Annotated in this window: 22 protein-coding genes; 8 read left to right on the top strand and 14 right to left on the bottom strand. The window is 53.6% G+C overall.

Annotated elements, in window-relative coordinates:
* Positions 1-38: 38 nt before the first annotated feature.
* The 10 genes from recO to rseD form a co-directional block, all read right to left on the bottom strand.
* On the bottom strand, positions 39-746 hold the full coding sequence (gene recO / locus AK59_RS0105260) for a DNA repair protein RecO (RefSeq protein ID WP_013098316.1): 708 nt from the start codon (positions 744-746) through the stop codon (positions 39-41).
* Between the two features lie 17 nt (positions 747-763).
* A complete protein-coding gene (gene era, locus AK59_RS0105255) occupies positions 764-1,669 on the bottom strand; it encodes a GTPase Era (RefSeq protein WP_013098317.1) in 906 nt (301 codons plus the stop codon).
* Positions 1,666-2,346 carry a ribonuclease III gene (gene rnc / locus AK59_RS0105250; protein WP_003860711.1) on the bottom strand — a complete coding sequence of 227 codons (681 nt, stop codon included), beginning with the start codon at positions 2,344-2,346 and terminating at the stop codon, positions 1,666-1,668. Before rnc ends, era begins: the two co-directional genes overlap by 4 nt.
* Positions 2,347-2,568: 222 nt before the next feature.
* A complete protein-coding gene (gene lepB, locus AK59_RS0105245) occupies positions 2,569-3,543 on the bottom strand; it encodes a signal peptidase I (RefSeq protein WP_013098319.1) in 975 nt (324 codons plus the stop codon).
* Between the two features lie 15 nt (positions 3,544-3,558).
* Positions 3,559-5,358, bottom strand: coding sequence for a translation elongation factor 4 (gene lepA, locus AK59_RS0105240; protein WP_013098320.1), 1,800 nt, complete (start codon positions 5,356-5,358; stop codon positions 3,559-3,561).
* 185 nt (positions 5,359-5,543) lie between these two features.
* Complete coding sequence (gene rseC / locus AK59_RS0105235) at positions 5,544-6,020, bottom strand: SoxR-reducing system protein RseC (RefSeq protein ID WP_029882222.1); 477 nt, start codon at positions 6,018-6,020, stop codon at positions 5,544-5,546.
* The gene (rseB, locus tag AK59_RS0105230; RefSeq protein ID WP_013098322.1) at positions 6,017-6,970 is read right to left on the bottom strand and encodes a sigma-E factor regulatory protein RseB; all 954 of its coding nucleotides are present in this window, start codon (positions 6,968-6,970) and stop codon (positions 6,017-6,019) included. The genes rseC and rseB overlap by 4 nt, the downstream gene beginning before the upstream one ends.
* Entirely contained in the window at positions 6,970-7,620 is a 651-nt protein-coding gene (gene rseA / locus AK59_RS0105225) for an anti-sigma-E factor RseA (RefSeq protein ID WP_023620106.1), read from the bottom strand. Before rseA ends, rseB begins: the two co-directional genes overlap by 1 nt.
* A gap of 31 nt (positions 7,621-7,651) precedes the next feature.
* Positions 7,652-8,227 (bottom strand): RNA polymerase sigma factor RpoE, encoded by a 576-nt coding sequence (gene rpoE, locus AK59_RS0105220; protein WP_006176728.1) that lies wholly within the window; start codon positions 8,225-8,227, stop codon positions 7,652-7,654.
* Positions 8,224-8,304 carry a rpoE leader peptide RseD gene (gene rseD, locus AK59_RS1000000124915; protein ID WP_225368419.1) on the bottom strand — a complete coding sequence of 27 codons (81 nt, stop codon included), beginning with the start codon at positions 8,302-8,304 and terminating at the stop codon, positions 8,224-8,226. The genes rpoE and rseD overlap by 4 nt, the downstream gene beginning before the upstream one ends.
* A 349-nt stretch (positions 8,305-8,653) precedes the next feature.
* Between rseD and nadB the strand changes: the two genes are divergently transcribed.
* Positions 8,654-10,273 (top strand): L-aspartate oxidase, encoded by a 1,620-nt coding sequence (nadB, locus tag AK59_RS0105215; protein WP_013098324.1) that lies wholly within the window; start codon positions 8,654-8,656, stop codon positions 10,271-10,273.
* Here the strand turns inward: nadB and trmN are convergent.
* Positions 10,258-10,995: a tRNA(1)(Val) (adenine(37)-N(6))-methyltransferase TrmN gene (trmN, locus tag AK59_RS0105210; protein WP_013098325.1), complete on the bottom strand. Its 738-nt coding sequence runs from the start codon at positions 10,993-10,995 to the stop codon at positions 10,258-10,260. The genes nadB and trmN overlap by 16 nt on opposite strands.
* Positions 10,996-11,127: 132 nt before the next feature.
* Here trmN and srmB point away from each other — a divergent pair, with 132 nt between their 5' ends.
* Entirely contained in the window at positions 11,128-12,456 is a 1,329-nt protein-coding gene (gene srmB / locus AK59_RS0105205) for an ATP-dependent RNA helicase SrmB (protein WP_013098326.1), read from the top strand.
* 53 nt (positions 12,457-12,509) lie between these two features.
* On the opposite strand, the gene grcA is transcribed toward srmB, so the two are convergent.
* Positions 12,510-12,893: an autonomous glycyl radical cofactor GrcA gene (gene grcA / locus AK59_RS0105200; RefSeq protein ID WP_013098327.1), complete on the bottom strand. Its 384-nt coding sequence runs from the start codon at positions 12,891-12,893 to the stop codon at positions 12,510-12,512.
* 314 nt (positions 12,894-13,207) lie between these two features.
* On the opposite strand from grcA, the gene ung reads away from it, so the two are divergent.
* Positions 13,208-13,897, top strand: a complete 690-nt coding sequence (gene ung, locus AK59_RS0105195) for a uracil-DNA glycosylase (RefSeq protein WP_029882221.1) — start codon at positions 13,208-13,210, stop codon at positions 13,895-13,897.
* Between the two features lie 38 nt (positions 13,898-13,935).
* Here the strand turns inward: ung and AK59_RS0105190 are convergent, their stop codons facing one another.
* Entirely contained in the window at positions 13,936-15,021 is a 1,086-nt protein-coding gene (locus AK59_RS0105190) for a tRNA/rRNA methyltransferase (protein ID WP_023620103.1), read from the bottom strand.
* A gap of 204 nt (positions 15,022-15,225) precedes the next feature.
* On the opposite strand from AK59_RS0105190, the gene trxC reads away from it, so the two are divergent.
* The 5 genes from trxC (at position 15,226) to AK59_RS0105165 (ending at position 20,947) form a co-directional block, all read left to right on the top strand.
* Positions 15,226-15,645: a thioredoxin TrxC gene (trxC, locus tag AK59_RS0105185; protein WP_013098330.1), complete on the top strand. Its 420-nt coding sequence runs from the start codon at positions 15,226-15,228 to the stop codon at positions 15,643-15,645.
* 70 nt (positions 15,646-15,715) lie between these two features.
* Positions 15,716-16,414 (top strand): tRNA-uridine aminocarboxypropyltransferase, encoded by a 699-nt coding sequence (gene tapT, locus AK59_RS0105180; RefSeq protein ID WP_029882220.1) that lies wholly within the window; start codon positions 15,716-15,718, stop codon positions 16,412-16,414.
* Between the two features lie 35 nt (positions 16,415-16,449).
* Positions 16,450-19,113: a bifunctional acetate--CoA ligase family protein/GNAT family N-acetyltransferase gene (locus AK59_RS0105175; protein WP_029882219.1), complete on the top strand. Its 2,664-nt coding sequence runs from the start codon at positions 16,450-16,452 to the stop codon at positions 19,111-19,113.
* Positions 19,114-19,223: 110 nt separating this feature from the next.
* The gene (gene pssA / locus AK59_RS0105170; RefSeq protein WP_029882218.1) at positions 19,224-20,579 is read left to right on the top strand and encodes a CDP-diacylglycerol--serine O-phosphatidyltransferase; all 1,356 of its coding nucleotides are present in this window, start codon (positions 19,224-19,226) and stop codon (positions 20,577-20,579) included.
* Positions 20,580-20,623: 44 nt separating this feature from the next.
* Entirely contained in the window at positions 20,624-20,947 is a 324-nt protein-coding gene (locus tag AK59_RS0105165; protein WP_020685902.1) for a YfiM family lipoprotein, read from the top strand.
* Here the strand turns inward: AK59_RS0105165 and AK59_RS0105160 are convergent.
* On the bottom strand, positions 20,944-22,239 hold the full coding sequence (locus AK59_RS0105160) for an MFS transporter (RefSeq protein ID WP_013098335.1): 1,296 nt from the start codon (positions 22,237-22,239) through the stop codon (positions 20,944-20,946). The genes AK59_RS0105165 and AK59_RS0105160 overlap by 4 nt on opposite strands.
* Positions 22,240-22,481: the final 242 nt, after the last annotated feature.

Below are 22,481 nucleotides of genomic sequence, written 5' to 3'. Positions count from 1 at the left end.
TCTCCCTCCGTAAGAGGGCTGGGGTGAGGGATAAAACGTTATCGTTTCGGCATAAACTGCCTGAATAATTCGCGGCTCTTCAGGGGTTTGCCCCCAAGATACGGCTTGAGCGCAATCCGGGTAAAGCGTTTTGCAGCACGAAGGGTATCCTGGTCCGGAAATTCGCGCTCATACAGCGCCCGGAGCTGGCGTCCGGTAAAGGTGTTGTTATCAATCACGACGCTGGCGATAAACCCTTTTTCTTCCCGATACCGGTAGGTCATCCCGTCTTCGACCTCGTCTCCACTCCCCGCACAATGCAGAAAATCGACGCCATATCCCAGGTGACCCAGCAGCGCCAGCTCGAAACGGCGCAGGGCGGGTTCAGGCGAACCGGTTGCGCCAGCAAGGGCCTGGATACAGTGCAGATAATCGAAGAAAAGTTCAGAGAAGCGAGTCTCATGTTCAAGAACGCGTGAAATGAGTTCATTGACGTAAAGACCGCTGTAAAGCGTGATGCCAGAAAGGGGAAGCGCCAGAGAGACGGCTTCAGCGCTGCGCAGGGTTTTGACTTCCCCTCGCCCGCCAAAGCGGACCAGCAGCGGCGTAAAGGGCTGTAAGGCGCCTTTGAGGTTGGAACGTTTGGAACGTGCGCCTTTTGCAACAAGGCGCACGCGACCCGACTCTTCCGTGAAGACGTCCAGCATCAGGCTGGTTTCGCTCCAGGGACGACTATGCAGAACAAAAGCGCGCTGCCAGCCTTCCATTTGCGCGTCGTCTTGGTTTACTGATCTTCGCCGTAACCGAGGCTGCGCAGAGCACGCTCATCATCGGCCCAGCCAGATTTCACTTTCACCCACAGCTCCAGGTGAACCGGTGCTTCAAACATCTCCTGCATGTCTTTACGGGCTTCGATACCGATGGTTTTGATCTTGGCGCCTTTGTTGCCAATGACCATCTTCTTCTGCCCTTCACGCTCAACGAGGATCAGGCCATTAATGTCGTAACCGCCACGCTCGTTACTCTGGAAACGCTCGATCTCTACCGTCACGGAGTACGGCAGTTCTGCGCCAAGGAAACGCATCAGCTTTTCGCGGATGATTTCAGAAGCCATAAAGCGCTGAGAACGATCGGTGATGTAATCTTCCGGGAAGTGGTGAGTCGCTTCCGGCAGATGCTTACGCACGATACCGGCGATGGTATCCACGTTCAGACCGGTCTCTGCAGACAGCGGAACGATGTCGAGGAAGTTCATCTGGCTACCCAGCCACTGCAGGTGTGGCAGCAGATCGGCTTTTTCCTGTACGTTATCCACTTTGTTGACCGCGAGGATCACCGGCGTTTTACCGTCACGCAGCTTGTTCAGGACCATTTCGTCGTCCGGCGTCCAGCGGGTGCCTTCCACAACGAAAATAACCAGCTCCACGTCACCAATCGAGCTGCTCGCCGCTTTGTTCATCAGGCGGTTAATGGCACGCTTCTCTTCCATGTGCAGGCCAGGGGTATCGACGTAGATCGCCTGATACGCGCCTTCAGTATGGATACCGACAATGCGGTGACGCGTGGTCTGTGCCTTACGCGAGGTGATCGAAATCTTCTGCCCAAGCAGATTATTCAGCAGGGTGGATTTACCCACGTTCGGACGTCCGACGATGGCAATAAATCCGCAATAGGTTTTTTCTTCGCTCATTCCAGCTCCAGCATTTTTAACGCCTGTTCGGCGGCAGCCTGTTCAGCCTTACGACGGCTTGAACCTGTGCCCACCACCGGTTCACTCAGGCCACTGACCTGGCAATGGATGGTAAACTCCTGATCGTGCGCTTCACCACGCACCTGCACCACCAGATAAGATGGCAGCGGGAGGTGACGACCCTGCAAATATTCCTGCAAACGCGTTTTCGGATCTTTTTGTTTATCGCCCGGACTGATTTCATCCAGACGGGTCTGATACCAGTTCAGGATCAGTTTTTCTACGGTCTGGATATCGCTGTCCAGGAACACGCCACCGATTAATGCCTCAACCGTATCGGCAAGAATAGATTCACGACGGAAGCCGCCGCTTTTCAGTTCACCCGGCCCAAGACGCAGACATTCGCCCAGTTCAAATTCGCGTGCGATTTCCGCAAGGGTGTTACCCCTTACCAGCGTGGCGCGCATGCGGCTCATATCACCTTCATCCACACGCGGGAAACGATGATAAAGCGCATTAGCAATCACGAAACTCAAAATAGAGTCACCTAAAAATTCGAGGCGCTCATTGTGTTTGCTGCTGGCACTGCGATGGGTTAATGCCTGTTGCAACAGCTCCTGATGATGAAAAGTGTAGCCCAGCTTCCGTTGAAGCCGATTAATTACGATGGGGTTCATGCGATACCAATAAATGAATGCGTCAAAAATGCAGCACACGAAACCGACCTGAGAAAACCAACGCGGTTTCGTGTGCCGTGGCACCCTTGCAGGGCCAACCTTAAACTTCGGGGGAATATTCTATACACAACGACAGGGGATGTCGTTAGTTCGAAGAGATTTATCGCTGAAATAATTCACGTAGCCGCTAATTAAAGCGACTACGTGTTCAATTATTGAGAATTAATGGATCCCGCCAATACGATTCAGGCGTACCCCGGTCGGCCATTCGCCTTCCTGTTTCTCGAAACTCATCCAGATTGCGGTTGCTTTACCCACCAGATTCGCTTCCGGCACAAAGCCCCAGTAACGGCTGTCCGCGGAGTTATCGCGGTTATCACCCATCATGAAGTACTGTCCCGGCGGTACGATCCAGGTGGCCAGCTGCTGACCCGGCTGTTTGTAATACATCCCGACCTGATCCTGCGCAATTGGCACGGTCAGGATCCGGTGCGTCACATCACCCAGCGTCTCTTTACGTTCGACCAGACGAATACCGTTCTCTTTGGTTTCATCTTTCGGCACCTGGAAGAAACCGTTGGTCGCTTCGCCGCCGTTACGACGGGCAAAGGTCTGCACAAAATCACTTGGCTCAACGTTTGAGTAGGTGATTGGCAGCGCGTTTTCACACGCGGTACCGGAGCTGCAGCCAGGCTGAACGGTCACTTCTTTGGCAACCGGATCGTAGGTGACTTTATCACCCGGCAGACCCACCGCGCGCTTGATGTAGTCAAGGCGTGGATCGTCCGGGTATTTAAACACCACAATGTCGCCACGTTTCGGATGGCCCGTTTCGATCAGCGTTTTCTGGTAGATCGGATCTTTAATGCCATAGGCAAACTTCTCGACCAGAATAAAATCACCAATCAGCAGCGTTGGCATCATGGAGCCTGACGGGATCTGGAAGGGCTCGTAAATAAACGAACGCACCACCAGCACAATCGCCAGCACCGGGAATACCGATGCACCGGTCTCCAGCCAGCCCGGTTTCGGGCCAACTTTCTTCAGGGTTTTCGCATCAAGCCCATCACCTGTGGCTGCCTGCGCGGCAGCCTGACGTTCACGGCGTTTTGGGGCGAAAATAAACTTATCCAGACACCACAACAGACCTGTCACCAGGGTAGCGATGACCAGGATCAGGGCAAACATGTTCGCCATGCCAACTCCTTAGGGTTATTTGCCGTCTTTACCAACATGCAGAATGGCAAGGAATGCTTCCTGCGGCAGTTCGACGTTACCGACCTGCTTCATACGCTTCTTACCTTCTTTCTGCTTCTGGAGCAGCTTTTTCTTACGGCTGACGTCACCGCCATAGCATTTCGCCAGAACGTTTTTACGCAGCTGTTTCACGGTAGAGCGGGCGATAATGTGGTTGCCGATGGCCGCCTGAATCGCGATATCAAACTGCTGACGCGGGATCAGATCTTTCATCTTCTCAACCAGCTCACGGCCACGGTACGGTGCATTGTCGTTGTGGGTGATCAGGGCCAGCGCATCAACACGTTCGCCGTTGATCAGCACGTCCACACGTACCATGTTCGAAGCCTGGAAGCGTTTGAAGTTGTAATCCAGTGACGCATAGCCACGAGACGTAGACTTCAGACGGTCGAAGAAGTCGAGAACCACTTCCGCCATTGGGATTTCGTAGGTCAGCGCGACCTGGTTACCGTGGTAAACCATGTTGGTCTGAACGCCACGTTTCTCCACGCACAGCGTGATAACGTTACCCAGATATTCCTGCGGCAGCAGCATATGACACTCTGCGATTGGCTCACGCAACTCATCGATGTTGTTCAGCGGCGGCAGCTTGGACGGGCTGTCGACGTAGACGATCTCTTTGTTGGTGGTCTGCACTTCGTACACTACGGTCGGCGCGGTGGTGATCAGATCCAGATCGTATTCACGTTCCAGACGTTCCTGAATGATCTCCATGTGCAGCAGACCAAGGAAGCCGCAGCGGAAGCCGAAGCCGAGCGCCGTGGAGCTTTCTGGCTCGTAGAACAGCGAGGCATCGTTCAGGCTCAGCTTGCCGAGCGCATCACGGAAGTTCTCGTAGTCGTCAGAGCTGACCGGGAACAGGCCGGCATAAACCTGTGGTTTCACCTTTTTAAAGCCTGGCAGCGCTTTTTCTGCCGGGTTACGCGCGCCGGTCAGGGTATCGCCCACTGGCGCACCGAGAATGTCTTTAATGGCACAGACCAGCCAACCCACCTCGCCGCATTTCAGCTCGGTACGGTCAACCTGTTTTGGTGTGAAGATCCCGAGACGGTCTGCGTTATAGACCTGGCCGGTACTCATCACCTTAATTTTGTCGCCTTTACGCATGGTGCCGTTTTTAATACGCACCAGCGAGACAACGCCCAGATAGTTATCGAACCAGGAGTCGATAATCAGCGCCTGCAGTGGGGCATCCGGGTCACCTTCTGGTGGCGGAATATCACGCACCAGGCGTTCCAGCACATCGGTAACGCCCACGCCGGTTTTGGCCGAGCAACGCACGGCATCGGTCGCGTCAATTCCGACGATATCTTCAATCTCTTCCGCCACGCGCTCAGGGTCAGCGGCTGGCAGGTCGATCTTGTTCAGAACCGGCACCACCTCAAGATCCATTTCCATCGCCGTGTAGCAGTTTGCAAGGGTCTGGGCTTCTACGCCCTGCCCCGCATCCACCACCAGCAGCGCGCCTTCACAGGCTGCCAGCGAGCGAGAAACTTCATAGGAGAAGTCAACGTGGCCTGGGGTGTCGATAAAGTTCAGTTGGTAGGTTTCACCATCAGCCGCCTTGTAATCGAGCGTGACGCTCTGCGCTTTAATGGTGATACCACGTTCGCGTTCCAGGTCCATGGAGTCCAGAACCTGGGCTTCCATTTCACGATCAGACAGGCCACCGCAAATCTGGATAATACGGTCAGACAGCGTCGACTTACCGTGGTCAATGTGAGCAATGATCGAAAAGTTACGTATGTTCTTCATATAGTTAAATAATTATGCCTTACGAATTCCTGGAGGCCGCTGTTCTTAGCCTGACGTTTTTCAGTGCGAAAACGCAGCATTCTACACTACATCTCCGTTACCTGGAAATGCACTTAGCGCCAGGTATAGCGTGAAGAAATGGCGTTTTCTTTTTTAAGATGTAAATGATGATAAAGCCCGATGGATCACCGGGCCTCAGAGGAGAGCGTCTCAACACGAAGTTGGTCTGGTGCCAGCCCTACGCTGAGAATAACAGGCTGCCACGCTTCGCGGGCTGCGAGCCTTGGGGAGAAACCTTTGGCAAGCCAGAAACCACCCATACCTCCCAATGCAGCGCCGCACATAGCCGCCGCATCGGTACCAAACAGCATCTGAAACACGCCGCCCATCACAAAGAGCCCCACCAGCGGGGAGAGATAAACCAGCATTGCGGAACCCAACAGGCTGCCTTCGGCAATGCCCAGTTCCACCTTCTGTCCTGCCACCAGCGGTTGCTCACTTGGCACGGAAAGCGTGTGTGAGGTTTGCGGCCCGAGCTTATTTAGCACACGGCTGCCGCAACCTACCCGGGATGCACAACTGTTACAGGAGGCCTTTACATCACAGCTTACCAGCGCAACACCGTCCTGCCATGATACAACCGTAGCCCACTCTTTAATCATTGTGCAGCCCTGAATTTGATGCTGTCAGAAATACGCTTCGCCGTCTGAGGAGGTAATTCGCCGACGATGGTGATCTCCGCGTTATCGCGTACCGTGGTACTGACTGTTCGACGTCCGGTACGCAGCATTTGTTCGGCACTGTTTGCCGTCGCGCGATTGATGTTCACCGAGAAGCTGAACAAGCCATCGGAGTAGAGGCGCGATTCAACCGGCGTTTCAATGGTAGGCAGTTGTCGGCGGCTGCTTGATACTTCCGTAAAGCCTTGCGGGATCCAGGAAGGAACCCAGTTGAAATTCACGGAATCTCCCGCCGGAACGGAAAGCAGCGGCGGCAGGCTGGCTTTCGCCAGATTCTGCATGCTATTACCCACCTGATTATTGACGCTAAAGGAGATAACGCGGAACTGTTCCAGCGTTTCGCCATCGCGATCAAGCAGGTCTACACGCATTGGAAGCTTGGTTTCGGCATCAATCCAGACAATGTAGCTGTAACGCGTCCCGTCGCGGGCGACAACGCGGATCACTTCACACAATCTGTCAGCGATGCGCGTACGCCCTACCGAAATAAAATCGTAGTAAGGGGCAAGGCGCTTGAAGTCGGTGTAGATGAGCGATGGCAGAGAATCAACGATATAGTCGCCATTGAGGGTAAAAGGCTCCAGGCCTGGCTCGAAATAGCTGATTTCGTTACCACGCTGAACCACTTCCCGACGCGGGCCATCCATCTGTAAAAGTTGCGCGAGCGGCTGATTATCAAGACGGGCGTGGCGATAGCGTAACGACTCGACGCCCTGCTTATTGATGCTGATAAATGCCAACTCGTAATTGAGTGACTGGCTGGCCAGATTCATTTGCTGCAACAACGCCCCGGATGAAACATCAGCCGAGGCGTTGGCAGAGAAGAACAGGCTACCCGCCATCAGAGACATGGCGAACCAAAGTTGCTTCATTACTGCGATTGCGTTCCTAAAGTTTGGTTTCCTGGCACCTGCACAGCAGCCTGCTGGGTTTGTGCCTGCTCAAACTGAAGCTGTTCTGAGTGCAGACGACGCTGCAACTCATAATCCTGCAACATCGCATTAATGCGACGGCGCTGCTCCTGAACCTGCTGTTGCTGACCGCCACTGGCGGAGGCATCAGCCGGTACCCCCAAACTTACCGGGCTGGCTTTGCCCATCATCGGCAGTGTATTGAACACTGGCGCTTCTGGCTGCTGATTAGTTTCAGACTGAGTATTATAGTGCTGGACGCCAACGATAACTGCAAGCGATACGCATGCCGCCACACCCATTTGGGTAAGTTGACTGGCCCACGGACGCACCTTCTGCCAGAACGGCATTTTCTGCCACTGGTGTGGTGCAGGTTGAGCTTCAGGAATCAGCGGAGTGGTCTGATGAACAGGCTCATTCTCAATAGCCGCCATCACGCGGGCTGAGATATCGAAATGGATAACCTCGCTGGTGTCACCACGAAGGGTGTCACGGATGAGATGGTAACTCTCCCAGGTCTCTTGCATTTCGGGAGAATGAGACAACTCATTGAGCAGCTCACTATCCAGCGTTTCACCATCCATTAAAGCGGAAAGTTTTTCTTTCTGCATGCCTAATACCTTTTCCAGTATCCCGCTATCGTCAACGCCTGATAAGCGGTTGAACTTTATTATCAATAGCTTCTCGCGCACGGAAAATTCGTGAACGTACCGTGCCGACCGGACAATCCATGATAGCGGCTATCTCTTCATAGCTCAGACCATCAAGCTCCCGTAACGTAATTGCCATGCGTAAATCTTCCGGGAGTGACTCGATCGTGCGAAAAACAATTTGTCTCAGTTCTTCTGACAACATTAAGTTCTCAGGGTTCGAAATTTCTTTCAGCGCACCGCCACTTTCGAAGTTTTCGGCGTCGATTGCGTCCACATCACTTGAAGGCGGACGACGGCCCTGAGCGACCAGATAATTCTTTGCCGTATTGACCGCAATACGGTACAGCCAGGTATAAAAAGCACTATCTCCCCGGAACGAGTCCAGCGCGCGATAGGCCTTAATAAAAGACTCTTGTACAACATCAGGCACATCACCTGACGGTACATAGCGGGAAACCAGACTCGCCACCTTATGCTGGTAGCGCACCACCAGTAGGTTAAAGGCTTTCTGATCTCCCTTCTGGACCCGTTCAACCAGGACCTGGTCCGTTAACTGCTCGCTCATCCGAGGTAATGTCTCCCCAAACCAAAATTCCACGCGTTATCGAAACGCCACTCTACAAATCCCGCACTTTTGAGCAAGCACCGAGTTGGAGTGTCTATTCTTCAATAAGTTCCGTAACGCCTTTGTTTTTGTTCATCGCGTCACAGACTGTTTATTTTCTCTCATTATAAGTCTGTTCACGATACATACCCACTTTCTGACTTCAAACATCTCTTATCCGGTCAGAAGAGTAACGCAACCCAGGCTTTATTTCACCACAAAATCTGAAGCTAACGACCTGCTTCGCAAAATATTTTCCTTCTTTTACATGCCGGAAATCCGCGCATGCGCGTTTAGTCATTGCAACTGAGAATAAAAAAAACGTGCGATATCTCGCACTGAGGTGCTATTCTGCCCAAACACTGTTTAGTAAATTAAACAAAAATCATGAACACAACACCTGAACTACATTGTGATGTATTGATCATCGGTAGCGGCGCGGCAGGACTCTCGCTGGCGCTGCGTCTGGCTGAGCATCAGAGCGTAATTGTTCTGAGTAAAGGACCGATGAGCGAAGGCTCCACATTTTATGCCCAGGGCGGAATTGCCGCCGTGTTTGATGAAACAGACAGCATTGCGTCACACGTCGAAGATACGTTGATTGCCGGAGCCGGGATCGTCGATGAACATGCTGCGGAATTTGTCGCCAGCAATGCGCGTCACTGCGTCCAGTGGCTTATTGACCAGGGTGTACTGTTTGATACTCAGGTTCAGCCAAACGGCGAAGAGAGTTACCACCTTACCCGCGAAGGCGGACACAGCCACCGCCGGATCCTGCACGCTGCAGATGCCACCGGTAAAGCGGTAGAAACCACCCTGGTCAGCAAGGCGCTCAGCCATCCTAATATTCGGGTGCTTGAGCGCAGTAATGCCGTTGACCTGATTATTTCTGACAAAATCGGCCTGCCGGGCACGCGCCGGGTGGTGGGGGCCTGGGTCTGGAATCGTAATAAAGAAAAGGTCGAAACCTGTCAGGCGAAAGCCGTGGTGCTGGCAACAGGTGGCGCCTCCAAAGTATATCAATACACCACCAACCCGGACATTGCCTCTGGTGATGGTATCGCCATGGCCTGGCGCGCCGGGTGTCGTGTTGCCAATCTTGAGTTCAACCAGTTTCATCCAACCGCACTGTTCCATCCGCAGGCGCGCAATTTCCTGCTGACGGAAGCCCTGCGCGGTGAAGGCGCGTATCTGAAGCGCCCGGACGGCTCACGTTTTATGCCGGACTTTGACCCGCGAGGCGAGCTCGCGCCGCGTGATATCGTCGCCCGCGCTATCGATCACGAGATGAAACGTCTTGGCGTGGATTGCATGTATCTGGATATCAGCCACAAACCGGCTGAGTTTGTCCGTCAGCATTTCCCGATGATTTATGAAAAGCTGCTCAGCCTTGGGATTGATCTGACGCGCGACCCGGTACCGATTGTGCCAGCTGCTCACTATACCTGTGGTGGCGTCATGGTTGACGATCATGGCCGTACGGATGTGGATGGTCTGTATGCCATCGGCGAGGTGAGCTATACCGGGCTGCATGGCGCGAACCGCATGGCATCCAACTCGTTGCTGGAGTGCCTGGTTTACGGCTGGTCCGCAGCGGTGGATATAACCAAACGCATGCCGTATGCCCGCCACGCTGAGCACTTACCGGCCTGGGATGAGAGCCGCGTGGAAAACCCGGATGAGCTGGTTGTGATCCAGCATAACTGGCATGAGCTTCGGCTATTTATGTGGGACTACGTTGGCATTGTACGCACGACGAAACGTCTTGAGCGAGCCTTGCGCCGTATCACCATGCTGCAGCAGGAAATTGATGAGTATTATGCCAATTTCCGCGTTTCCAACAATCTGCTGGAGCTGCGTAACCTGGTGCAGGTTGCCGAGTTGATTGTTCGCTGCGCGATGATGCGTAAAGAAAGTCGGGGTTTACACTACACCCTGGACTATCCCGACACGCTGCCTGAATCCGGCCCGTCGGTTCTCTCTCCGCAGCGTCACATAAACAGATAAAATGCCTGGGTCAGCGCAGTGTAATCTTCGGAGTAACGCTGGTCTGGCCCACGGATAACCATCCTGTCGTTAAAACATTCACCCTCTTTTGGCGAAAGCGCCAGCAAGACCCGGTGTGGTAAACGCCCTTCCGTATCCGAGATATCGGTACGCAGCCGTAAGTTCCAGCCCATCTCCCGTGCGATCTCAATAAAGGTATTACCGGTGCTTTCGGGAAGAACCACGCAGAAGAACCCTTCTTCGGAAATTAAATTCGCCGCGCTGGTTAACAGGGCTTTATGATCGAGCGAACCGGTATAGCGAGCCTGTTCGCGCTCAGGCGTACCACACTCCACGCCGGGCGCGTAGTAGGGAGGATTACTGACGATCAAGTCGTAACGCGCCGTTTGCTCTGGAGCCCAGGCCAGTACGTCCGCGCATTCAACTTTAATTCGGGTTGCCCAGGGGGATTCGAGCGCATTTTCACTCGCCTGCCCTGCGGCCTGTGCATCCAGTTCAACCGCATCAATGGTGACATGCTCATCCGTGCGCTGAGCCAGCATTAATGCCAGCAGACCACTGCCGGTGCCAATATCCAGAATGCGCTTAACCCCTGCGACAGGCGCCCACGCTCCCAGTAGAATACCGTCTGTACCGACTTTCATGGCACAGCGATCGTGAGCAACAAAAAATTGTTTAAACGTAAAACCATCGCGGCGCAATTGCGCTTTGAGTTGAGACATGTCAGAGCAACCTTCTAAGTGAAACTGGAGTAGCATAGGGGAAAGCGAAGTGGCCGAAAAGCGATATCCATACAAACAGATGAAGATTACAGCCGTAACGTCTATAATCAGCGCCCCACACAGAGGTAGAACATGACTGTAACGACTTTTTCCGAACTTGAACTCGATGAAAGCCTGCTCAATGCACTTGAGAGCAAAGGCTTTACACGCCCGACCGCCATTCAGGCAGCGGCCATTCCGCCTGCGCTTGAGGGCCGCGATGTGCTCGGTTCTGCGCCAACCGGCACGGGGAAAACAGCAGCCTACTTGCTGCCTGTGTTGCAGCACCTGCTCGATTTTCCTCGTAAAAAATCAGGCCCGCCGCGTATTTTGATCCTGACGCCTACCCGTGAACTGGCTATGCAGGTTGCCGATCACGCACGCGAACTGGCAGCGAATACCCATCTGGATATCGCCACAATCACCGGCGGCGTTGCGTATATGAACCACGCCGAAGTGTTCAGCGAAAACCAGGATATCGTCGTTGCGACGACAGGCCGTCTGCTGCAATACATTAAAGAAGAGAACTTTGACTGCCGCGCGGTAGAAACCCTGATTCTGGACGAAGCCGACCGTATGCTGGACATGGGCTTCGCGCAGGATATCGAACACATCGCCGGCGAGACGCGCTGGCGCAACCAGACAATGCTCTTCTCTGCCACCCTCGAAGGGGACGCGATCAAAGACTTCGCAGAGCGCCTGCTGGAAGATCCGGTGGAAGTGTCGGCAACGCCTTCTACCCGTGAACGCAAGAAGATCCACCAGTGGTACTATCGCGCGGACAACCTTGAGCACAAGGTTGAATTGCTCAAGCACCTGCTGAAGCAGGAAGAGGCCACCCGCACTATCGTCTTTGTGCGTAAGCGCGAGCGTGTGCACGAGCTGGCTGAAATGCTGCGTAATGCCGGGATTAACAACTGCTACCTCGAAGGCGAGATGGCACAGATCAAACGTACCGAAGGCATTAAGCGTCTGACCGATGGCCGCGTTAACGTGCTGGTGGCAACAGATGTTGCTGCTCGCGGGATTGACATTCCGGACGTCAGCCACGTGATCAACTTCGATATGCCGCGCAGCGGTGATACCTATCTGCACCGCATCGGCCGTACCGGCCGCGCCGGGCGTAAAGGTACAGCGATCTCCCTGGTTGAAGCGCACGACCATCTGCTGCTGCAGAAAATTGGTCGCTATATCGACGAGCCGCTGAAATCCCGCGTAGTCGATGGCCTGCGCCCAACCACGCGTGCACCGAGTGAAAAAATGACGGGCAAACCGTCTAAAAAAGCACTGGCGAAACGTGCGGAGAGAAAAGAGAAAGAAAAAGAGAAGCCGCGCGTGAAGCAGCGTCATCGCGATACCAAGAATATTGGTAAACGCCGTAAGCCAAGCGGTACTGCGTCAGAAGCGAAAACTGAAGAGTAAAAAAAAGCCGGGAAATATCCCGGCTTTTTGTTCCACCCCCGTGGCTAAAAACCTTACAGGCTTTCAGTAAAGGTACGCGCGATAACGTCGCGCTGCTGTTCCGGGGTCAGAGAGTTGAAACGCACCGCGTAGCCAGACACACGAATAGTCAGCTGTGGGTATTTTTCAGGATGCTTAACCGCATCTTCCAGCGTTTCGCGACGCAGTACGTTCACGTTCAGATGCTGACCACCTTCAACACGCACTTCAGGTTTCACTTCCATTGGGATTTCGCGGTATTCAATTTCGCCCAGCTTATTAACTGGAACGATTTCATCTTCCGCAAAACCCGCTTTTGCTACCACACAGCGTGCTTCGTTTTTCTCGCTGTCCAGCAGCCAGAAAGAGTTGAGCAGATCGTCGTTTGCAGCTTTAGTAATCTGGATACCTGTAATCATGTGTTGCCTCCCTTAGGCTACATTAACTGGTGTCGGCCTTTCGCGGCCAATTGGTAAAACCATTGTTTCTTGTGTGTATATATATCATTCACACCCCAGTGATTTATTGATTTAAATCAACAAAATCACCAACCACACAAAGAGTGTGGTCTGGTTTTATTGTTTCAGATCAATTTCCCAGCCTTACCAATTCAAATCAATTTGTAATTTTTCAACCATAATTTAAGGAGTTAGGGCTAATTTCCGCATGGAATTTTGCACCGCAGGATTTAGCGGTTAAGCTAGGCGCAGAATGAGATTCGCAGGAGAGCGAGATGACGACACCGCTGACATGGCACGATGTGCTGGCAGAAGAGAAACAGCAGCCCTATTTTATCAACACTCTCAGTACCGTTGCGGCAGAGCGGCAGTCTGGCCAGACGATTTATCCGCCCCAGAAAGACGTGTTTAACGCGTTTCGCTATACCGAACTGAGCGATGTCAAAGTGGTGATCCTGGGTCAGGATCCTTACCACGGCCCTGGTCAGGCTCATGGGCTGGCCTTCTCCGTGCGCCCGGGCGTGGCTATCCCCCCTTCTCTGCTGAACATGTATAAAGAGCTTGAAGGAACGATCCCGGGTTTTACCCGGCCCAATCATGGTTACCTGGAAAGCTGGGCGCGCCAGGGCGTGCTGTTACTGAATACCGTCTTAACCGTACGAGCAGGTCAGGCGCACTCTCACGCCAGCCTTGGGTGGGAAACCTTTACGGATAAAGTCATCAGCCTTATCAATGAACATCGTGAGGGGGTAGTGTTTTTACTGTGGGGATCGCATGCGCAGAAGAAAGGGGCGATTATCGACCGTCAGCGTCATCACGTGTTGAAAGCGCCACACCCGTCTCCGCTGTCAGCCCATCGTGGTTTCTTTGGCTGTAATCATTTTGTTCTGGCGAATGAGTGGCTGGAAAAACGTGGCGAAACGCCGATTGACTGGATGCCCGTGTTACCGGCAGAAAGCGAGTAGGAAAAGAATGTGCCGGGCTGGCCCGGCACATAAAAAGCTTATGCTTTGTTCTGACGCCACCACTCCGCCAGCAGTACGCCGGTCGCGACGGAAACGTTCAGACTTTCCACATTGCCCGTCCCGTCAATAGAGACGCTCAGATCCGCACTCGAGAGTGCCGCGTCTGACAGACCATCACGTTCCTGACCTAACACCAGCACCATCTTGCGCGGCAGCGTCGCTTTAAACAGCGGCGTACCGGCATGGCTGGAGGTCGTCACAATGGAATAACCCGCTTTACGGAACTGCTCGATGGCATCCAGAACGCTGTCGCCGGTGATCGGCTGAACGTGCTCGGCACCGCCTTCCGCAGTACGGATCGCAGCACCGGATTCCAGCAGCGCAGCATCCTGCAGCAGTACCCCTTTAACGCCGAAGTGCGCGCAGCTGCGCATCATCGCCCCCAGGTTATGCGGGTTACCCACATCTTCCAGCGCCAGCACGCAGTCATCGGCACCGGCCTGGCTGACCCACTGTTGCACCGTTGTGCCGTTACGTTTTTTGATCAGGAAGCAGACACCACCGTGGTGTTCGGTGCCTGACGCTTTCGTCAACTCGGCATCATCAACCACATGATAGGCTTTACGGTTTGCCGCCATCCAGCGCAGGGCTTCTTTGAAGCGAGGGGTGACGCTCTGGATAAACCATGCACGAACGATACACTCAGGGCGGCTCTGGAACAGAGCCTGACAGGCGTTTTCGCCATACACGCGTGTCTCTTCCGCACGCTGACGGCGCAGCACTTCCGGATCGATAAAGCTTTTACCGCTGATGCCGCCGTGATCGGCTTTTTCAGGCGTCTCATCGCCAGGCGCGCGGGACACGGTACGCCATGGTGACGAACCCTCACGTGCAAAATCATCGCGTTTGCGATCGTCACGCTTGCGGTCATCACGTTTGCGGTCATCACCGCGGTTGTTTCTGTCATCGCGGGCGGGGCGACGGCCACCGTCTGCACGAGAGGACGCCGGACGCCCGCCACCTTTTCCGGTACGCGGATTTTGGGTGCGTTTATCAGAGTCATCATCACTGCGGACATACATCACTTTGACCTTGCCGCTTTTATTTTTCATTTCGTCGTTCATGCTTTTCTCCACCAGCGCTGCGCGAAGCGCGCAGATTACCCGATGTGCAAGCGCATAGCCATAATTTCGTACAAAAGCCTGTGACTATTGTTCTCATTGAATAAAACGCATTGTCGTTTCAAACAGGCTCATTGATAATATGTAACATATTAGAAACATTATCGGCATACTGCCGCTGTCCCATGGTTCTATCAGAGGTTAGTTATGAATACCGTATGTGCCAACTGTCAGGCTCTTAACCGCATTCCGGACGATCGGATCGAGGATGGTGCGAAATGCGGGCGTTGTGGCCATGAGTTGTTTGATGGCGATGTGATTAACGCTACAGGTGCTACGCTGGACAAACTCCTCAAGGACGATCTTCCGGTGGTTGTCGATTTCTGGGCACCATGGTGTGGCCCGTGCCGTAACTTCGCGCCAATCTTTGAAGATGTCGCCGAAGAGCGCAGCGGGAAGATGCGTTTTGTGAAGGTGAATACTGAGGCAGAACGCGAGCTCAGCGCCCGTTTTCGTATTCGTAGCATTCCGACCATCATGATTTTCAAAAATGGTGAAGTCATCGACATGCTCAACGGCGCGGTACCCAAAGCGCCGTTCGAGAGCTGGTTGAACGAGTCGCTGTAACATTCACAGGGCACATCTTGTGCCCTGTTCCCGCCTCTGCGAAAATGGGGTTTTTCCTGCCCTTTCGCCCATGACTAATAACGCTGTACTTCAATTACGCGCAGAACGCCTTGCCCGCGCGACTCGCCCTTTTCTCGCTCGTGGCAACCGCATCCGTCGCTGCCAGCGCTGCCTGCTGCCGTTAAAAGTGTGCCTGTGCGACACGCTGGTACCGGCCACGGCGGAAAGCCGTTTTTGCCTGGTGATGTTTGATACCGAACCGATGAAACCCAGCAATACGGGCCGTCTGATCGCCGATATTCTGCCTGATACGGCCGCGTTTCAGTGGTCGCGCACGGAGCCTCCTCAGGCCCTGCTCGACTTAGTGGCAAGCCCGGACTATCAGCCTATGGTCGTTTTCCCTGCCTCATATGCAGGCGCCGACCGTCAGGTACTGTCAGCCCCGCCATCCGGAAAACCACCGCTGTTTATTATGCTGGATGGCACCTGGACGGAAGCGCGGAAAATGTTTCGCAAAAGCCCTTACCTTGATGCGCTGCCGATCATTTCTGTCGACCTCTCTCGCGTATCGGCCTACCGCTTACGTGAAGCCCATGCTGACGGACAATACTGCACCGCCGAAGTGGCGATCGCACTGCTGGATTTAGCGGGTGATACCGAGGCGGCTGCCGCGCTGGGCAGCCATTTCTCCCGTTTTCGCGAACGCTATCTGGCGGGAAAAACCGTTCATAAGGGCAGTGTCACAGCAACCGGGACAGAAAACGTTTAAAATCATCAGGTCGCTTGCATTCACAGGAGGCCTGCATGAGCCAGCGAGGGTTAGAAGCGCTACTACGTCCTAAATCCATAGCCGTTATCGGCGCATCAATGAAACCGGATCGCGCTGGCTATCTGATGATGCGCAACCTGCTGGCCGGCGGATTTAATGGCCCCGTTATGCCCGTTACACCGGCCTATAAGGCCGTTCAGGGGGTGCTTGCATGGCCTGATGTGCAGAGTCTGCCTTTCGTACCCGATTTGGCCGTACTCTGTACAAATGCGAAACGTAACCCGGAATTACTGGAATCGCTCGGCAAGAAAGGGTGTAAGACCTGCATTATCCTCTCATCTCCTCCTGAACAGCAGCCCGAGCTTCTGGCGTGCGCCAGCCGCTATCAAATGCGTATTCTTGGGCCGAACAGTCTGGGATTACTCGCCCCCTGGCAAGGACTGAATGCCAGCTTTTCTCCAGTGCCGATCCGTAAAGGCAAACTTGCTTTTATTTCGCAGTCGGCTGCGGTATCCAACACGATCCTTGACTGGGCGCAGCAGCGTGAGATGGGGTTCTCCTACTTCATCGCCCTGGGTGACAGCCTGGATATCGACGTGGATGAACTGCTGGATTTTCTGGCGCGTGACAGCAAAACCAGTGCGATCCTGCTTTATCTTGAACACCTCAGCGACGCCCGTCGTTTTGTGTCGGCATCGCGCAGCGCGTCACGTAATAAACCCATCCTGGTCATCAAGAGCGGACGCAGCCCTGCAGCACAGAGCCTGCTGCATTCCCACTCCGGGATGGATCCCGCCTGGGATGCGGCTATCCAGCGCGCGGGTTTACTGCGGGTACAGGACACGCATGAACTTTTTTCCGCCGTCGAGACGTTGAGTCATATGCGTCCGTTGCGCGGAGAGAAATTAATGATCGTCAGTAACGGCGCAGCTCCGGCGGCGCTGGCGCTGGACGAACTGTGGTTACGTAATGGCAAGCTGGCCACGCTCAGTGAAGAGACGCTTCAGCGCCTGAGAGAGGCTTTACCCATCAGCGTTGCCCCCGGGAACCCCCTTGATTTACGCGATGATGCCAGTAGCGATCGCTATATCAAAGCCATTTCTATTTTGCTGGATAGTCAGGATTTCGATGCGCTGATGATTATCCACTCCCCCAGCGCGGTCGCTCCTGGCAGTGAGAGCGCGCGAGCCCTCATTGAAGCAGTGCGTAACCATCCGCGTGGTAAATACGTCACTCTGCTTACTAACTGGTGCGGTGAGTTCTCCTCTCAGGAGGCGCGGCGATTGTTCAGCGAAGCGGGGTTGCCAACGTACCGCACCCCGGAAGGGACTATTACCGCCTTTATGCATATGGTGGAATACCGTCGTAACCAGAAACAGTTGCGTGAAACTCCAGCATTGCCCGGCAATCTGACGGCAAATTCCGTCGACGTTCACCGGCTGTTGCAACAGGCTATCGATGAAGGTGCGACATCGCTGGACACTCACGAAGTGCAACCCATTCTTGGTAGCTATGGGATGCAGACGCTGCCCACCTGGATCGCCAGCGACAGCGCGGAAGCGGTACATATTGCCGAACAGATTGGTTATCCGGTCGCCCTTAAGCTTCGCTCACCGGATATTCCCCACAAGTCCGATGTGCAAGGGGTAATGCTGTATCTTCGAACCGCGGCTGAAGTTCAGCAAGCGGCAGATGCTATTTTCGACCGCGTAAAAATGGCCTGGCCTCAGGCCAGGATCCACGGACTGCTGGTGCAAAGCATGGCGAACCGCGCGGGCGCACAGGAATTGCGGGTGGTTGTTGAGCACGATCCGGTTTTTGGCCCGCTCATCATGCTGGGAGAAGGTGGCGTGGAATGGCGCCCTGAAGAACAAGCCGTGGTGGCCTTACCGCCGCTGAACATGAACCTTGCTCGCTATCTGATTATTCAGGCCATCAAAAGCAAAAAAATCCGTGGCCGGAGCGCCCTGCGTCCGCTCGACATTGCGGGGTTAAGCCAGTTCCTGGTGCAGGTCTCTAACCTGATAGTCGATTGCGCGGAGATCCAGCGGCTGGACATTCATCCTCTGCTCGCCTCCGGCAATGAGTTCACGGCGCTGGACGTCACGCTGGATATCGCACCATTCGAAGGCGACAGAGAGAGCCGTCTGGCAATCCGTCCTTATCCTCTGCAACTGGAAGAGTGGGTGGAGATGAAGAACGGTGAGCGTTCGCTGTTTCGCCCCATTTTGCCGGAAGACGAACCCCAATTGCGGACGTTTATCTCTCAGGTCACGAAAGAGGATCTTTACTATCGCTACTTCAGCGAAATCAACGAATTTACCCATGATGATTTAGCCAATATGACCCAGATCGACTACGATCGTGAAATGGCCTTTGTCGCCGTTCGTCGTTCCGAAAACGGTGATGAGATCCTTGGCGTGACGCGTGCGATATCAGATCCGGATAACGTCGATGCGGAGTTTGCCGTACTGGTGCGCTCCGATCTTAAAGGCCTGGGCCTTGGGCGGCGGCTACTGGAAAAACTCATCAGTTATACGCGCGATCACGGATTGTTACGCCTGAATGGCATTACTATGCCAAACAATCGCGGTATGGTGACCCTGGCGCGAAAACTCGGTTTTGATGTTGATATTCAGCTGGACGAGGGGATTGTTGCCCTCTCCCTCACTCTGAAATCGCCGGATAAACCCGAGTAAGCTACTGGAAATGTTACCCACTTTGGACGGGACTGGTGGTATCATTGTCCGCTTATGTTGTTTGCATGGTACAGACAACCCTTCAATGAACAGAGAAGAAACGCACTGTGATGTTGTCAAAATTTAAGCGTAATAAACATCAACAACACCTTGCTCAACTACCGAAGATTTCTCAGTCAGTTGATGATGTAGAGTTCTTTTACGCTCCCGCTCATTTTCGGGAGACGCTTCTGGAAAAGATTGCCAGCGCCACGCGACGCATTTGCATTGTGGCACTCTATCTTGAACAAGATGAAGGTGGCCGCGCGATCCTGAATGCGCTCTACGAAGCCAAGCGTCAGCGTCCTGAACTGGATGTTCGCGTGCTGGTTGACTGGCACCGCGCTCAGCGTGGCCGTATTGGCGCTGCTGCTTCAAATACAAACGCAGACTGGTATTGCCGCACGGCGCAGGAAAATCCTGGCGTTGATGTCCCTGTTTACGGGGTGCCGGTGAATACCCGTGAAGCGCTTGGCGTACTCCATTTCAAAGGGTTCATCATCGATGACAGCGTGCTTTATAGTGGCGCGAGTCTGAATGATGTTTACCTTCATCAGCTCGATAAGTATCGCTACGACCGCTACCATCTGATCCGTAATTCGCAGATGGCCGACATCATGTTTAACTGGGTGGATAAACATCTGGTACATGGCCGTGGTGTGAATCGCCTTGACGATCCTCATCGACCGAAAAGCCCGGAAATCAAAAACGACGTTCGCGCGTTCCGCCAGGAGCTGCGCGATGCGGTTTATCATTTCCAGGGCGATGCAAACAACGAAGAGCTGTCCGTTACACCTCTGGTGGGCTTAGGCAAATCCAGCCTGCTGAACAAAACGATTTTCCATCTGATGCCGTGCGCGGAGCAGAAGCTCACTATCTGTACGCCGTACTTTAACCTTCCCGCCGTGCTGGTGCGCAATATCATTCAGCTGCTGCGCGACGGTAAAAAAGTGGAAATCATTGTCGGTGATAAAACGGCAAATGACTTTTTCATTCCTGAAGATCAACCCTTCAAAATCATCGGCGCCCTGCCCTACCTTTATGAGATTAACCTGCGTCGTTTCCTCAGTCGCTTACAGTATTACGTAAACACCGACCAGCTGGTGGTGCGTCTCTGGAAAGATGAAGATAACAGTTATCATCTCAAAGGAATGTGGGTTGATGATGAATGGATGCTGCTGACCGGCAACAACCTGAACCCTCGTGCCTGGCGTCTGGATCTGGAAAACGCGATTCTGATCCACGATCCACAACATGAGCTGGCCGCGCAGCGTGAACGTGAACTGGAACTTATTCGTACACATACGACGGTTGTTCGTCATTACCGCGAGCTACAGAGCATTGCCGATTATCCGGTGAAGGTTCGTAAGCTTATTCGCCGTTTGCGTCGCATCCGTATCGATCGTCTTATCAGCCGTATTCTGTAATATCCAGGCCCTGCCACCCGCAGGGCTTTTTTATGGAGCTGTTGATGCGTCTTCTTCTGTTAGTCATGACCCTCTGTTTAACCGGCTGTAGCCATATGGCGAACGATAGTTGGTCCGGCCAGGATAAAGCGCAACACTTCCTCGCATCCGCGATGTTGTCCGCTGCCGGTAATGAGTACGCCCAGCACCAGGGGTATAGCCGGGATCGTAGTGCGGCAATCGGCCTGATGTTCTCAGTCAGCCTTGGGGCATCGAAAGAATTATGGGATAGCCGCCCCTCAGGGAGCGGCTGGAGCTGGAAAGATTTTGCCTGGGATGTTGCCGGTGCCACGACCGGCTATGCCGTGTGGCAGATGGCGCATTATTAAAGACGAATACCTTTCCCTTTGCGATGCAGCATCAGGGATACGATAAAGGCCAGCGCCCCCATGATCGTCACATACCAGAAGAATGTCGTTTCGCTTCCCCATGATTTCAGGGACAGCGCAACGTACTCCGCCGAACCACCAAACAGGGCATTGGCGACCGCATAAGAAAGCCCTACTCCCAAAGCACGCACCTGTGCCGGGAACATCTCGGCCTTGAGTATTCCGCTGATCGAGGTGTAGAAACTCACAATCACCATCGCCAGCATCACCAAAGCAAATGCGGCATAAGGTGATGAGACGTGCTGAAGCGCGGTTAAAATGGGGACGGTACATAAGGCGGACATACCACCAAAAATCAACATTGATGTGCGACGGCCGATCTTATCTGAGAGCGCACCGATTAGCGGCTGTATCAGCATAAAGACGAAGAGCGCGGCGGTCATGATGACGCTGGCGACGTTGGCGTGCATTCCCGTAGTATTCACCAGATACTTTTGCATGTAGGTGGTAAAAGTATAAAAACTGAGTGAACCACCGGCAGTGAAACCGAGAACCATCAGGAAAGCTTTGCGGTTTCGCCACAGTCCTTTAAACGATCCCGCTTCCTTCAGCGCCCTGACCTCTTTTTGCGAGGTTTCGTCTAACTGACGGCGCAGCCAAAGCGCCACGATCGCCAGTGCAGCTCCCATCGCGAAAGGAATTCGCCATCCCCATTCATGAAGCTGGCTGTCTGTGAGGATCTGCTGCAGGATCACGACAACCAGAATGGCCAGCAGTTGACCACCGATGAGCGTGACATACTGGAAAGAGGCGTAAAAACCCTTCCGACCTTCAAGTGCAATTTCACTCATGTACGTGGCGCTGGTGCCGTACTCTCCCCCAACGGAGAGTCCCTGGAATAAACGAGCCAGTAATAAAAGGGCGGGCGCCCAGGTTCCGATAGCGTCATACCCCGGCAGACAGGCGATGATAAGGGAACCAAAACACATCATGCAGACCGAGATCAGCATGGAGGTTTTACGCCCGCGACGGTCTGCGATACGGCCAAATAACCAGCCACCAATCGGCCGCATTAAGAATCCTGCGGCAAATACACCTGCCGTTTGCAGTAGCTGCGTTGTGGTGTTTCCTGACGGGAAGAAAATATGTGCGAAGTAAAGTGAACAGAATGAGTAGACGTAAAAGTCGAACCATTCAACCAGGTTACCGGATGAGGCACTTACGATTGCCCATACCCTTCTTCGGGTATCACTGGCAACCAGCGTCCCGTTCGATGTAATGCTTTCGGTCATTATGATTATACTCCTGCCATAAACAACGGCATGCTGAGCTCTGAAGGAACTCAATACCTTGTAAATTAAATGTTATTATTTTGTTATAAATAACATTGCGAGGGAGATCACAAATTTCGTTAGCAAGGTAAGTTCCGGAGAAAGCCCAGGAGGGGAATGGTGCGGTCTGATGCCCTCTTCCGCAGGGAGAGGGTGAGAGTGAGGGAGAAAACAAAAGCAAAAAACCCCGCACCTTACGGTAC

The sequence above is a fragment of the Enterobacter sp. T1-1 genome (assembly GCF_000710795.1).
GTDB lineage: Bacteria > Pseudomonadota > Gammaproteobacteria > Enterobacterales > Enterobacteriaceae > Enterobacter > Enterobacter cloacae.
This window is presented reverse-complemented; position numbering and strand designations above follow the sequence as displayed.